At 53.7% G+C, this 12,772-nt stretch carries 13 protein-coding genes; 3 read left to right on the top strand and 10 right to left on the bottom strand.

The genetic code is table 11. The annotated features are described in order from the left end of the window. Positions 1 to 119: 119 nt before the first annotated feature. Together pbpG and HEN21_RS02685 are read right to left on the bottom strand one after the other, a co-directional pair. A complete protein-coding gene (gene pbpG, locus HEN21_RS02690) occupies positions 120 to 1,052 on the bottom strand; it encodes a D-alanyl-D-alanine endopeptidase (protein ID WP_010352881.1) in 933 nt (310 codons plus the stop codon). Between the two features lie 173 nt (positions 1,053 to 1,225). Next, positions 1,226 to 1,813 (bottom strand): Yip1 family protein, encoded by a 588-nt coding sequence (locus tag HEN21_RS02685; protein WP_000020073.1) that lies wholly within the window; start codon positions 1,811 to 1,813, stop codon positions 1,226 to 1,228. 169 nt (positions 1,814 to 1,982) lie between these two features. Between HEN21_RS02685 and HEN21_RS02680 the strand changes: the two genes are divergently transcribed. Next, the gene (locus HEN21_RS02680) at positions 1,983 to 2,561 is read left to right on the top strand and encodes a DedA family protein (protein ID WP_001307896.1); all 579 of its coding nucleotides are present in this window, start codon (positions 1,983 to 1,985) and stop codon (positions 2,559 to 2,561) included. Positions 2,562 to 2,686: 125 nt separating this feature from the next. Here the strand turns inward: HEN21_RS02680 and HEN21_RS02675 are convergent, their stop codons facing one another. Then, positions 2,687 to 3,448: an SDR family oxidoreductase gene (locus HEN21_RS02675; RefSeq protein WP_000079555.1), complete on the bottom strand. Its 762-nt coding sequence runs from the start codon at positions 3,446 to 3,448 to the stop codon at positions 2,687 to 2,689. Positions 3,449 to 3,500: 52 nt separating this feature from the next. Further along, positions 3,501 to 4,937 carry a multidrug resistance outer membrane protein MdtQ gene (mdtQ, locus tag HEN21_RS02670; protein ID WP_176251974.1) on the bottom strand — a complete coding sequence of 479 codons (1,437 nt, stop codon included), beginning with the start codon at positions 4,935 to 4,937 and terminating at the stop codon, positions 3,501 to 3,503. Between the two features lie 223 nt (positions 4,938 to 5,160). Between mdtQ and yohP the strand changes: the two genes are divergently transcribed. Beyond that, positions 5,161 to 5,244 (top strand): small membrane protein YohP, encoded by an 84-nt coding sequence (yohP, locus tag HEN21_RS02665; protein WP_000691708.1) that lies wholly within the window; start codon positions 5,161 to 5,163, stop codon positions 5,242 to 5,244. A gap of 384 nt (positions 5,245 to 5,628) precedes the next feature. Here the strand turns inward: yohP and dusC are convergent, their stop codons facing one another. The 6 genes from dusC to mhbT all read right to left on the bottom strand — a co-directional run bounded on the left by dusC (position 5,629) and on the right by mhbT (position 11,617). Then, complete coding sequence (dusC, locus tag HEN21_RS02660; protein WP_105286773.1) at positions 5,629 to 6,579, bottom strand: tRNA dihydrouridine(16) synthase DusC; 951 nt, start codon at positions 6,577 to 6,579, stop codon at positions 5,629 to 5,631. A 61-nt stretch (positions 6,580 to 6,640) separates the two neighbouring features. After that, positions 6,641 to 7,834 carry a 3-hydroxybenzoate 6-monooxygenase gene (locus tag HEN21_RS02655; RefSeq protein ID WP_000170159.1) on the bottom strand — a complete coding sequence of 398 codons (1,194 nt, stop codon included), beginning with the start codon at positions 7,832 to 7,834 and terminating at the stop codon, positions 6,641 to 6,643. 14 nt (positions 7,835 to 7,848) lie between these two features. Then, positions 7,849 to 8,493 carry a maleylacetoacetate isomerase gene (gene maiA, locus HEN21_RS02650; RefSeq protein WP_176242203.1) on the bottom strand — a complete coding sequence of 215 codons (645 nt, stop codon included), beginning with the start codon at positions 8,491 to 8,493 and terminating at the stop codon, positions 7,849 to 7,851. 8 nt (positions 8,494 to 8,501) lie between these two features. After that, complete coding sequence (locus HEN21_RS02645) at positions 8,502 to 9,203, bottom strand: fumarylacetoacetate hydrolase family protein (RefSeq protein ID WP_105284989.1); 702 nt, start codon at positions 9,201 to 9,203, stop codon at positions 8,502 to 8,504. A gap of 15 nt (positions 9,204 to 9,218) precedes the next feature. Continuing rightward, entirely contained in the window at positions 9,219 to 10,247 is a 1,029-nt protein-coding gene (gene gtdA, locus HEN21_RS02640) for a gentisate 1,2-dioxygenase (protein ID WP_000131692.1), read from the bottom strand. Between the two features lie 11 nt (positions 10,248 to 10,258). Beyond that, positions 10,259 to 11,617: a 3-hydroxybenzoate transporter MhbT gene (gene mhbT / locus HEN21_RS02635; protein WP_105286770.1), complete on the bottom strand. Its 1,359-nt coding sequence runs from the start codon at positions 11,615 to 11,617 to the stop codon at positions 10,259 to 10,261. Positions 11,618 to 11,743: 126 nt separating this feature from the next. Here mhbT and HEN21_RS02630 point away from each other — a divergent pair, with 126 nt between their 5' ends. Continuing rightward, entirely contained in the window at positions 11,744 to 12,652 is a 909-nt protein-coding gene (locus HEN21_RS02630; RefSeq protein ID WP_016158617.1) for a LysR substrate-binding domain-containing protein, read from the top strand. Positions 12,653 to 12,772: the final 120 nt, after the last annotated feature.

The raw sequence follows: 12,772 nt of genomic DNA, 5'->3' as shown, positions 1-12,772 counted from the left end.
TACAGCTGGATGCCTGATGCAGATGTAGGCCTGATAAGATGCGTAAGCATCGCATCAGGCACTGGCACCTAATGCCGGATGCGGCGTAAACGCCTGATCCGGCCTACAGGCAAGCAAACTTAATCGTTCTGTGCCGTCTGCCCCGCCGCCGCCATCTGGGCGGCTTTTTGTTTTTTATAGCTCAACGCCGCAGCCGGAACAGGCATCACTTTACCGGTCTCAATCCAGGTACGCAGGCGGCTGGCATCGGCAAAATGGGTATATTTGCCAAATGCATCCATCACCACCAGCGCCACCGGTTTATTATTGATAACCGTGCGCATCACCAGACAATGCCCTGCGGCATTGGTAAAACCGGTTTTGGTTAACTGAATATTCCAGTTATCGCGATACACCAGATGGTTAGTATTGCGGAACGGCAGGGTGTACGTCGGATTAGAGAAGGTCGCCATATCTTCACGGGTGGTACTCAACTGACCGATCAACGGATATTGTTTGCTGGCAATCAGCAATTTGGTCAGGTCACGGGCTGTCGAAACGTTATGCACCGACAATCCGGTCGGTTCAACAAAGCGCGTGTTGTTCATTCCGAGCGATTTCGCTTTCGCATTCATCGCTTTAATAAAAGCGTTATAACCACCAGGATAATGGTGCGCCAGGCTTGCCGCCGCGCGGTTTTCTGAAGACATCAGCGCCAACAGTAGCATCTCTTTACGGCTGATTTCGCTGTTCAGTCGCACGCGCGAATAGACCCCTTTCATCTCTGGCGTCTGGCTGATATCCACTTTCAGTTTTTCATCCAGCGGCAGTCGTGCGTCAAGCACCACCATTGCGGTCATTAATTTGGTGATTGACGCAATCGGACGCACCAGATCCGGGTGGTTCGAATAGATCACTTTGTTGGTATTCAGATCAACAATCATCGCACTACCGGAAGCGATTTCCGGCTGCGAAGCTGTGGTAGCGGCAGTCGTTTTCGCAACGGCCTGCGGTGCAAAAGGCACAGCCAGCATTAGAGCCAGGCTAAATAAAGAAACTCGAAATTTCGGCATGATGAGCATTCAGATAGTGGTTCACGCGCACGGGTTGCGCACCGCCGGAGTAAGGATTTACTGAGGCTAGCGACGCCATCATAACGAGCAAAAAGTGAGATCGTCAAAGGAGAATCGTGAGGAAATGCTGCATTGCTGACATTTACGCCAGCAATGCAACGCAAAAGAACTTTCTAGAACAGCCGATAACCGTACCCCCACAGAATAACGGTAATAGCGAGCAGCACTTCCAGCACCAGTACGCCAATCGCCAGCGTCGAACTGGAGAAGCTAAGACCTTCCTCTTTGTTGATATTCAGGAAGCTCGGAATACCGAGATAAAGCAGATAGCCGGTGTAAAACAGCGCCACCGTACCCACCAGCGCGCACAGCCAGACCAGCGGATAAAGCGCCACCAGGCCGCTTAAAAATAGTGGCGTCGCGACATATCCGGCAAAGACCATACAGTGCGCAAGCGACGGACGTTGCGGATATTTGCGCGCCATCCACCAGATGACTCGCCCCATCACCGCGACCCCAGCCAGCATAACGCCATAAAACAGGACAGCCAACGCCAGTCCGGTAAACCAGGATAACTTCAGGATAGTGCCATCGCCAAAATTCCAGCCAATCTGTGTAGTGCCAATGAAGGCGCAAATCACCGGAATCGCCGCCATCAGCAAAACGTGGTGGGTGTAATGGTGAGAAATCGTTTCGTTTTCGCGATTAATCACCTGCATTTCACGATCGGGATGGGAAAACAGTCCCCAGACATGGCTCATACCGCCCCCTTGTTGTGAGTTCATGAACCTGACAGTTCAAGTATAAGTCAGCTTGTGATTATTTTTTGTTCGCTCATGTAATTTGCACCGTCTGATGTACGTCCTTTTTCAGCGTGAATGATTCACAGGGTGTATGCTTACAGGCAAGCAAAGGGAGACAGACTGGCCTATGGATCTCAATACACTCATCTCACAATATGGTTATGCCGCGCTGGTTATCGGTAGTCTGGCGGAAGGTGAAACCGTGACTTTGCTGGGAGGCGTTGCGGCACATCAGGGGCTATTAAAGTTCCCGCTGGTGGTACTTTCTGTGGCGCTTGGCGGCATGATTGGCGACCAGGTGCTTTATCTGTGCGGGCGGCGGTTTGGCGGCAAGCTGTTACGCCGTTTCTCTAAGCATCAGGATAAAATTGAGCGGGCGCAGAAACTTATCCAACGCCATCCGTATCTGTTTGTCATCGGTACGCGTTTTATGTATGGCTTTCGGGTGATTGGCCCGACGCTGATTGGTGCCAGCCAGCTGCCGCCGAAAATCTTTCTGCCACTGAATATCCTCGGCGCATTTGCCTGGGCGTTGATTTTTACCACTATCGGTTACGCTGGTGGTCAGGTGATTGCGCCGTGGTTGCACACTCTCGACCAGCATTTGAAGCACTGGGTCTGGTTGATTCTGGTCGTGGTTCTGGTGGTAGGCGTGCGCTGGTGGCTGAAACGGCGCGGGAAGAAAAAGCCGGATAATCAGGCGTAAAGCAGTTGCCACAGATAAGTCGTTCGCGCCGCATCCGACATCAGGTGTTCCATGCCTGATGCGACGCTGGCGCGTCTTATCATGCCTACAACATACCCATTGAAATATCCACATATCCCATTGCACTACTCCGGCTTAAACTGCGGATTCGCCAGCATAAAACCACCATCGACAATTAACGACTGCCCGGTGGTGTAATTTGCGCCTTCGGAACATAGCCAGGCTACCAAGCTGGCAATCTCATGCGTTGCGCCGAAACGCCGCAGGGGAATCGATGGCTCTGCGTCGGGCTTCACGTCGCCGTCATCCATGCCGTTCATTGGCGTGGCAATTGCACCTGGCGCGACCGCATTCACCAGAATCTTATGCCTGACCAGTTCCAGCGCCATCGCTTTGGTTAACCCGCCGAGTGCATGTTTAGCGGCGGTGTAGGCGCTGGCATCCGGCAGCGGCGTATGTTCATGTACCGATGTAATGTTGATGATGCGACCACCCTGCCCCTGTTTCACCATCTGGCGGGCAGCAATTTGCGAGCATAAAAATGCACCATCGACATCAACGGTAAAAATCTTGCGCCACTCATCAAAAGCCATATCAAGAAACGGCGCTTTGGTCATCGCTCCCGCGTTATTCACCAGCACATCAATACGCCCCAGTCGTTGAATGAGTCTCTCCAGCGCCTGCGCACCTTCTGGTAGATTGCCGAGATCCAGTTGCACCATCTCCGCACGGACGCCGTGGCTAACTACCTCACGCGCGGTATCTTTTGCCCCTTCTTCATCTGAGTGCCAGGTAATGCCAATATCAAACCCTTGCTGCGCCAGTAATAACGCGCACTCTTTTCCGATCCCCGAATCGGAGGCAGTAATAATCGCGACCTGTGCCATGGAGTTCTCCACTTAACGCTGAATAAACGTTAAGTATAGAAGCCGCATATCATCAGCGTTTGTAGCCCCCACCCAGCGCGCCGGCGAGTTGAATGGAGGCATCCAGCCACTGCCCTTGCAATAACAGGCCATTGGCTCGCTCACGCAGCGCCGGGATTCTGGCTTCGCTGACGCGGGAACCAGCAATGATGCCCGCGTTAAAGCGTGCCTGCGCCAGACCTACCACACGCAGGGCATCGCGCTCAATTTGCGCCTGATGCTGGTTTTTCTCCGCCAGTGTCTGAACCTGACTGGCTGCCCGCGCCACGTCATTCACCGCCTCAACCACCGCTTTGTTGTAGCTGGCGATAGACAAGTTGCTTTCGGCTTTCGCAATATCGAGGTTGGCGTTAAGACGACCGCTATCGAAAATGGGTAGCGTCAGGCCTGCCGTAACACCCATTTGCTGCGCGGAATGTCGGAACAGATCGCTTAAGTGCAACGCATCTTGTTGCAGGAAGGCCATCAGGTTTATGTCGGGATAAAAGGCCGCTTTTGCCGCGTCGATGCTACTTAAGGATGATTCAACGTACCAGTGCGCCGCCTGCAAATCGGCACGGCGTGCCAGCAAGGAATAACCCAGTTCATCAGGAAGTTGGCTTGTCACTTCAGGCAGCACAACCGGATGCAGCTTTAAACCGCTCGTCTGGCTGTTAGTCAGCGCATTTAACCGCGCCTCAATAATTTTCATTTTTCCCGCCACATCATTGCGCTGTTGCCGGGTTTTACTGGCGTTGATATCGGTTTCCACACCTTCAACCGAAGAGGTAATTCCGTTCTGATACAACTGGCGATCGGTCGCGATAATGGTGTTCTGTTCTTTTTCGATTTGCTGTAAGACAGTGTTTAACGCCGCCTGGGTCTGCCACTCCCAGTACAGGCGAGCCACACTGCCAGCCAGCAATTGGCGGGTTTGCTCGCGTTCCGCCGCCCGTGCTTTAACCGTACCGAGGCGCGCTGTGACTTCAGCCCGATTTTTTCCCCAGATATCGAGATGCCAGCCCGCCGTTAGACCAAAAGTACCGTTGGTATACCACGGCCCGGTAGTACCTGCCACCGGATCGGTCAGGGCAAACGGCCCCATTAACCCTTCCGCCGACATTTTTTGTCGCTCCATATCCGCAGAAAAATCGATCTGCGGACCATCCTGAGTGGCTACAGCTTTCGCCTGCGCTTCAGCCAGTTGAATGCGCTGTTCAGCCACCTGCATATCCGGTGCGTTCTGTAGTGCGCTATTAATTAAGGAAGTGAGTTGATTATCGTGATATTCCAGCCACCACTGACTGTCTGGCCAACCATTTTTCAGCGCCGTGGGTAATGCGCTGTCAACTTGCGCAGCGGGCGTTTGCTGGCTTAACGCCTGGCGGGTTTCGTGCACAGGCGCACACCCAGCCAGAATGAGGAACAGCGGAAAACAGGCGATAGCTGGATAAAAGGAATCACGATTCATGGGGGAATAATCAGGTAAGAAAAGGTGCGCGGAGATTACCGTGTGTTGCAATGTATTTTTTAGTTTCGCGTGGCAATACATCAGCAGCAATAAAACGACATATTCAGAAAAATATACGGTAAGTGAATGATATCATCTGATTTATCTTAATCGTTTATGGATAACGGCAAAGGGTTTCATTTTTACCTATACTTATTCAGCACTCACAAATAAAGGAACGCCAATGAAAATTATACTCTGGGCAGTATTGATTATTTTCCTGATTGGGCTACTGGTGGTGACTGGCGTATTTAAGATGATATTTTAAAATATCAGATAAACCAGATATGACGGTTAGTTATTAGATGTTTTGTGTACTTGATTTACAAACCGCTCCGGTGTTGGTGGCGTCAAAATCGCCGAGGCGTTCCCTGGAGGCCGGGGCAGCCCACATGGATGTGGGCTGAGGGCGCGTCTTACAGGGATGTTACCTCGCGCCCGACCCGGTAGCCGTAAGGGATAAGCCGAGGGCACCGCGCAGCGGCGATTTTGTTCGCCAGAGCCCGGGGGTGCAGGGGGCGGCGGCGATTGGCCGCCCCCTGCGCGCTCCTTGCGCCAGTTGCGATATATGGCTTAGCACATGAAAGGAGCGCAACAAAATGATGAAGCTGAATAAGCGATTTATTGTCTCTAATATGCTGCGATTCCACTATTATCGCAGCTTATCTATATCAATTGCCTGAATAGCCCTTGCAATATCTGTGGAATTATTCAACACCCGAACATGCTGAAATAATTCCGTTGCTTCATCGTATTCTTTACGCAAATAACTCAACCACTGTTTAATCCGCGCGACGTGATATAGCCCGGTATCGCCCTGCTTTTCCAGACGGGTATATTTTTGCAGCAAAGCAACGACCTCCGGCCACGGCATTCGCGGTTCGTTATATTTAACCACCCGGCTCAGGTTGGGAATATTCAGCGCCCCGCGCCCAATCATCACCGCGTCGCAGCCGCTGATCGCCATACATTGTTGCGCACTCTGCCAGTCCCAGATTTCACCGTTGGCAATCACCGGAATATTCAACCGCTGGCGAATCTCGCCAATCGCCTGCCAGTCAATATGCTCCGCACGGTAGCCCTGCTCTTTTGTCCGCCCATGCACCACCAGTTCCGTGGCTCCGGCCTGTTGAACAGCATCGGCAATTTCAAACTTCTTCTCGCCGCTGTCCCAGCCAAGCCGCACTTTCACACTGACGGGTAAATGCGCCGGTACAGCTTCGCGCATCGCTTTTGCACCCTGGTAGATGAGTTCAGGATCTTTGAGTAACGTCGCCCCACCGCCGCTGCCGTTAACCGTTTTCGATGGGCAGCCGCAATTGAGATCCACGCCCCAGGAACCTAACTCCACCGCACGAGCAGCATTTTCCGCCAGCCACTGTGGGAACTGCCCCAGCAGTTGTACCCGCACCAGCGTACCGGATGGCGTTCGACTGGCATTTTGTAGTTCAGGGCAAATGCGATGAAAGACTTTTACCGGCAGCAGTTGATCGACCACGCGGACAAATTCGGTGATGCACAGATCGTAGTCGTTAACTTCGGTCAACAATTCACGCACCAGAGAGTCAAGCACACCCTCCATCGGCGCCAGTAGTACACGCATATCATCACCCGCAAAAAAATGAGGCGCTATGGTAGCGCCTCCGGTCAGCGGATTAAAGTGCTCAGCGTGGTTGCAGACAGTTATCTTCTTTCCAGCCGTACAGCCACTCCATACCACGATAAAACTCTGCCTGCGATTTCCCTTTCCACAGCAGATTACGCACCTGCCGTTCTACCCCCGCAGCGTGGTATACCCGCCCCATTTCACGTGTCGACCAGACGATGCGCGCGGTGCGTGGAATACGTACCGACTCATACAGCGCAAAGGCTTGTGCCGCATCGCCGTCACATTCTGCCAGCGCCTTACCGAGCGTCACCGCGTCTTCCAGTGCCATACAGGCCCCCTGCGCCATATATTGCGCCACCGGATGCGCCGCATCGCCCACCAGCGTTATGCGCTTCGTTCCCCACTTCGCCACCGGTTCGCGATCGGCAGTTGACCAGCGTCGCCATGAGGTCGGTTTATCCAGCATCTGGCGCGGGCGTGGATGAATGCCTTCAAAATAGGAAAGCACTTCCTCTTTACTGCCATCCTTCACGCCCCACTCTTCCTGCTGGCGACTGTGGAATGTTACCACCAGGTTATACTGCTTGCCGCCGCGCAAAGGGTAATGCACCAGGTGACAGTGCGGCCCCGCCCACAGTACCGGTGCGTTAATACGCAAATCTTCCGGCATATCGGCACAATCGATAACCGCACGGTAGACCACATGCCCGGTAACGCGCGGCACATCGCCTAATAAGCTCTGACGCACCACTGACTTCACGCCATCACAGCCAATCAGAATATCGCCGCTCCAGCTATTGCCGCGATCGTCGAAAACGGTAACATCGTCCGGCGTCTCGCGAATATCCACGACGTTAGTAGAGGTGTGATATTCGACGTCCGGGTGGGTCAGTACCGCTTCCCACACCGAGGCATGAATATCAACGCGGTGGATCACCGCATAAGGGCCGCCGAAATGGTCACGAAAGGCCTGACCGGTTTCAATGCGCACCACTTCTTCGGCGTTTACCGCGTCCATCATAGTGATGTGATCGGTAAACACCGCGCGCTGACGGGCAATTTCGCCGACGCCAAGGCTGTCCAGCGCCGAAAACGCGTTCGGCCCCAGCTGGATGCCCGCGCCAATCTCACCAATCTCATGCGCCTTTTCCAGCAGCACCACTTTGATCCCCTGGCGGGCCAGTGACAGCGCAGTTGCCGCACCGCCGATCCCGCCTCCCACAATTACTGCGCGTGTCACTTTCGTCATTATGGTTCTCCTGGTCAGGCTGAAATTTTATCTTGTTGATTTTCCGGTGCGGCAGCGATGAACGCTGGCAGCTGCGTGCAGGCGTCGTACACTGCTTTACAGCGCGGATATGCACTCAGGTCGCAGTTCATGCGTAACGCATTTGCCCATTGTGGGACAAGGCAGCAGTCTGCCAGCGTCGGCGTCTCGCCCACGCAAAATTGTCCCGACTGGCTCTGGCGCAGCAGTTGTTCCACCGCGCTTAACCCTTGCTGGATCCAGTGCGCATACCAGCGTTTTTTCTCTTCTTCACTGACGTTCAGTTCTTCGGTCAGGTAGCGCAGCACGCGCAGGTTATTCAGAGGATGAATGTCGCAAGCGATGGCATAAACAATTTCCAGGACTTTATTGCGAGCCGGTTCTTCCTGCGGTAACAGCGGAACTTGCGGGTAATGACGATCCAGCCAGTCAATTATCGCCAGCGATTGACCGAGTGACTCGCCATCATCGGTCAGCAGCGTCGGCACCAGCCCGACCGGATTCATCCGCCGGTAGGCCAGTTCGTTTTGCTGACCAATACGGATATTCACCCCTTCGGTCTGGTAATCAATGCCCTTCAGAGCCAGCGCAATGCGTACCCGGTACGACGCTGAACTATTAAAAAAACTGTACAGCTTCATCTTGCACCTCAGACAATCTTCACCGCGATAGGGGTTAAACCCTCAACGTTGCCCGTGATCACATCACCTTTCACCACCGGGCCAACACCTTCCGGCGTGCCGGTGAAGATCAGATCGCCCGGTTGCAGTTCAAAGAAGCCGGACAGGTAGCTGATGGTTTCATTCACTGACCAGATGAGATGACGAATATCGCTGCGCTGATGATCTTCGCCGTTAACCTGTAACCAGATTGGCGCGTTATCAATACCGCCGGTTTCGCTGGCTTTGTGCAGCGGCGCGATGGGCGCAGAGAGATCAAACGCTTTACCAATTTCCCACGGACGCCCCATCTGGCGCATCTCCATTTGACGATCGCGACGGGTCATATCAAGCCCCGTGGCATAACCCCAGACATATTCATGGGCGTTTTCCAGCGGGATATCGCTGCCCTTTTTACCAATTGCCACTACCAGCTCAATTTCATAATGGTAGTTATCGGTCTGCGCCGGATACGGCAGCGCCAGCATTTCGCCAGCGGCAACCGGAACAACGGCATCCGCTGGTTTGCAGAAGAAGAATGGCGGTTCACGATCCGGATCGAAGCCCATTTCGCGGGCGTGGGCAGCATAGTTACGCCCGACGCAGTAAACGCGGCGCACGGGGAATTGTTCATCACTGCCAACAACCGGTACGGTAACGGGCGCTTGCGGTTCGAATACGTATTGAGTCATTTTTTCTCTCCCAAATTAATAACGCGCTTCGCGGAACAGCCCCAGGGCTTCTTGTACCGGTCTGTCCGAAAAACTAAATAAAACGGTATCTTGCGTGGTCTGGAATGACACGCCGTGCCAGGTCGGCACCACGAAGATATCTTTTGCACTAAAGGTGAAGGTTTCATTGCCGATAGTGACCTGCCCGCCGCCTTCCACCACGTGGTAGATGGTGCTGTCAGTAGTACGCGCCACGCGGGAGGCGAACCCTTTCGGCAACAGTTGCAGGAAAGCGCCCATCGACGGCATCGGATAGCCGCCGGTGACCGGGTTGACGTAGCGCATTTTGTAGCCATCCCACTCATCGGCATCGCCCAGGCGGGTTAAATCGTGCAGCACTTCGCGGCTTCGGTCATAACGATAGTTAAAGATCGGCGAAGAGTTCCCCGTCTGATGGCGCAGCGGCAACATATTGGCGGCATAACGCGGCAGGTAATCCCCCTCTTTGCGCGTTACCGGTTGTTGCTCTTCTGGGTAATCTTCGGCAAAACCGCAGCCCAGAGTGTTCACTAATGGCAGATCCAGTCCATCGAGCCAGATAACCGGTTCGTCACCAGGGTTACCGTGATCGTGCCAGCGCCACTGCGGGGTCAGGATAAAATCGCCCTCATTCATTGGCGTGCGTTCGCCATCAACGGCGGTAAATGCGCCTTTACCTTCAACAATAAAACGCAGCGCCGACTGGTTATGACGATGGCTTGGTGCCACTTCGCCTGGCATGATCAGTTGCAAACCGGCATACAAGGTGGCGGTAATGGAGGACTGACCGCGCAGCGCCGGGTTTTCCAGCACCAGTACGCGACGCACCGCCTCTTTCGCGCCAATCAGGCTGCCGCTCTCCAGCAACAACGGGCGGATCTCCTGATAATTCCAGTACGCTGGCGCACAATTAGCGTTGGGCGTTTTCGGCACCAGATGGTGCAACGACTCCCACAGCGGGGTCAGGTTTTGCCCGGAAATGTGTTGATAAAATTGCTCGCGGCTATTTTGATTGTTATCAGTCATTGAGATGCTCCTTATTCGTTCACAACGCCTGCGCGAGGCAGTGAGTCAGGGACAGAGGTCGACTGGCGAACGACGGTAATCAGCAGCGTTAACATCACCGCACTGATCGCCGCAGGCACAGCGATAATGAAAAACAGAGTGTCGAAAGAGAAATTCATCGCCATCATCACGCCGCCAGAAAGCGACCCGACAATCGCGCCGCAGCGGCCGACGGCGTTTGACCAGCTCACGCCCGTGGCGCGGCTTTGCGTTGGGTAGAGCGTGGCGGTCAACGCGTTCAGCCCCACTTGCGATCCGCTGATGCCAATGCCAGTGCCAAAGACAGCCAGTGCCATCAGCCATAATCCGTCCTGGCTTAGGCCAATCATCACGATGCATACAACGCCTATGGCATAGCTCACAGCCAACACGCGGAAAGGATTGAATTTATCCATCAGTACGCCCAGCGCCAGCGCGCCCAACGTGCCGCCAATCTGGAATGCGGCAGTGACCCAAGACGCATGTTGCAGGTCGATACCACGATGGTTAAGCAGCGTCGGCATCCAGCTTGAGAGCAGGTAAATGATCAGCAGGCTCATGAAGAAAACGACCCACAGCATCAACGTGATGGTTAACTGACGCCCGGCAAACAACTGGCGAATGCTGCCTTTGGCAATAGCTGCTGGTTCATTGAGATAAAAGTGGGTATCGACATAACGCTCGTGAGTCATGGCACTCACGGTTTTTGCAATTACCGCCTGCGGTAACTGGCGGCGCACCTGCCAGCGAGGCGATTCCGGCAAAACCACCAGCAGCGCGACAAATAAAATCAGCGGTAATACGCCTCCCAGCACCAGAATGCCGTGCCAGCCAATCACCGGCACCAGTTGTGCGCTGACAATCCCGCCAAAGGCTGACCCCAGCGTGAAACCGCAAAACATCAGCGTTACCAGCGCGCCGCGACGACGAGCTGGCAGATATTCCGACGTCATGGTGATGGTATTCGGCATTGCGCCGCCAAGCCCTAACCCAGTGAGAAAGCGCAGGATTACCAGTGTTTGCAGATCTGGTGAAAAAGCAGAGGCAAGACTTAGCGCACCAAATAAAAAGACGCACAACTCAATGACCCGTTTACGACCAAAGCGATCGGACAACGGGCCGCAAAGCAGTGCGCCTGCGGTTAATCCCAACAGACCCGCACCAAACAGCGGCGCGAGATCGCCTGCGGAGAGTTGCCAGTGAGTACGAATATCGGGAGCGATAAAGCCGATAGCCGCCGTGTCAAAACCATCGAGCATTACCACCAGAAAACAGCAGATGATAACGCGCCACTGCATCTTGCCGACCGGAGCGGCATCGATCAGTGCTTGTAAATCACGTCGTTGAGTCATAGTGAATGCCTCAGTGCAGGTAAGGTAGATGTTTCTATTGTTTTGTATATGTTGCGATATTGTGATTAAAGAGATGAAATGTACAATGGCATTTTCGGCAGAGAGATAACCTGGAGGTTATGGCAAATGGCAAACTGGGCGCAGAAATTAAAACTTCATCACCTGCAAATGCTGGTGGCGCTGGGCGAACAAGGCAATCTGACCCATGTAGCGCGGATGATGAATATCACCCAGCCTGCGCTGTCGAAATGGCTGTCACAACTCGAAGATGAGATCGGCCTCACACTCTTTGAGCGGCACAGCAAAGGGCTACGTCCAACCGAAGGCGGCAAATTGTTACTGCAACATGCTCAACGGTTAATCAACGACATGGAGCGATCGCAGCATGAACTGGCGCGCTTTAAACAAGGCGGACTGGTCGGCAGTCTGAAAATAGGTTGTTCTCCTGTCGCCACTGACTGCGTATCCCAGGCGATTTTGCATTTGCTACAAGAGATGCCGACGCTGCACCTGAATATCGAAGAGAAGGTGATGACGCCATTACTGCAAGACCTGCTGGCAGGTTCTGTGGATGTAGTGGTTGGTCGTATTGGTGGTCGTGCGCTGCAACTGCCGCTGAATTATCAGGTGCTCTACACCGAGCCTGTGTGCTTTGTCGCTCGCCCGAACCATCCACTGGCGAAATATGCCGCTCTTGGCTGGAATGATCTGGCTAACTGGCGCTGGATAGTCTGGCCGACCGGGACACCTATTCGTCTCAGTATTGATAATGCGCTGGTAGAACATGGCGTGATGCTGCCAGAAAACACCATTGAATCGGCATCAATGAACGTCAGCACCAACCTGCTACAAAGCAGCGACATGATTTCTATACTCTCTTTACGTCTGGCGCAACGCTATGCCAGTCAGGGGCAACTGGTGATCCTGAATCTGCCGAAGATAGAACAGAAAGGCAGCGTCGGCGTGTTCTGGCGTAATAACGAAACGCCCTCCCGTGCGCTAAGTCGGTTTCTGCACTTTTTGAACCAGAATTAGACCTCTGAATTGGGCGCTTGCCCGATCTCCGTCTCCTGTAATTCAACTATGCTCAGATTTCATGATGTGATCGGTAGCACATTTTACAGATTAATTGTATGATGAATCCATCTCATCTGG

Source organism: Escherichia sp. 93.1518 (assembly GCF_013368915.2).
GTDB lineage: Bacteria > Pseudomonadota > Gammaproteobacteria > Enterobacterales > Enterobacteriaceae > Escherichia > Escherichia ruysiae.
This window is presented reverse-complemented; position numbering and strand designations above follow the sequence as displayed.

Excerpts from the sequence above, each read along its gene's own strand:
- gtdA (WP_000131692.1), bottom strand. The coding sequence starts at position 10,247 with ATGACTGATAACAATCAAAATAGCCGCGAGCAATTTTATCAACACATT.
- HEN21_RS02645 (WP_105284989.1), bottom strand. The coding sequence starts at position 9,203 with ATGACTCAATACGTATTCGAACCGCAAGCGCCCGTTACCGTACCGGTT.
- HEN21_RS02655 (WP_000170159.1), bottom strand. The coding sequence starts at position 7,834 with ATGACGAAAGTGACACGCGCAGTAATTGTGGGAGGCGGGATCGGCGGT.
- HEN21_RS02680 (WP_001307896.1), top strand. The coding sequence starts at position 1,983 with ATGGATCTCAATACACTCATCTCACAATATGGTTATGCCGCGCTGGTT.
- mdtQ (WP_176251974.1), bottom strand. The coding sequence starts at position 4,937 with ATGAATCGTGATTCCTTTTATCCAGCTATCGCCTGTTTTCCGCTGTTC.
- dusC (WP_105286773.1), bottom strand. The coding sequence starts at position 6,579 with ATGCGTGTACTACTGGCGCCGATGGAGGGTGTGCTTGACTCTCTGGTG.
- HEN21_RS02630 (WP_016158617.1), top strand. The coding sequence starts at position 11,744 with ATGGCAAACTGGGCGCAGAAATTAAAACTTCATCACCTGCAAATGCTG.
- HEN21_RS02675 (WP_000079555.1), bottom strand. The coding sequence starts at position 3,448 with ATGGCACAGGTCGCGATTATTACTGCCTCCGATTCGGGGATCGGAAAA.
- mhbT (WP_105286770.1), bottom strand. The coding sequence starts at position 11,617 with ATGACTCAACGACGTGATTTACAAGCACTGATCGATGCCGCTCCGGTC.
- maiA (WP_176242203.1), bottom strand. The coding sequence starts at position 8,493 with ATGAAGCTGTACAGTTTTTTTAATAGTTCAGCGTCGTACCGGGTACGC.
- yohP (WP_000691708.1), top strand. The coding sequence starts at position 5,161 with ATGAAAATTATACTCTGGGCAGTATTGATTATTTTCCTGATTGGGCTA.
- HEN21_RS02685 (WP_000020073.1), bottom strand. The coding sequence starts at position 1,813 with ATGAGCCATGTCTGGGGACTGTTTTCCCATCCCGATCGTGAAATGCAG.
- pbpG (WP_010352881.1), bottom strand. The coding sequence starts at position 1,052 with ATGCCGAAATTTCGAGTTTCTTTATTTAGCCTGGCTCTAATGCTGGCT.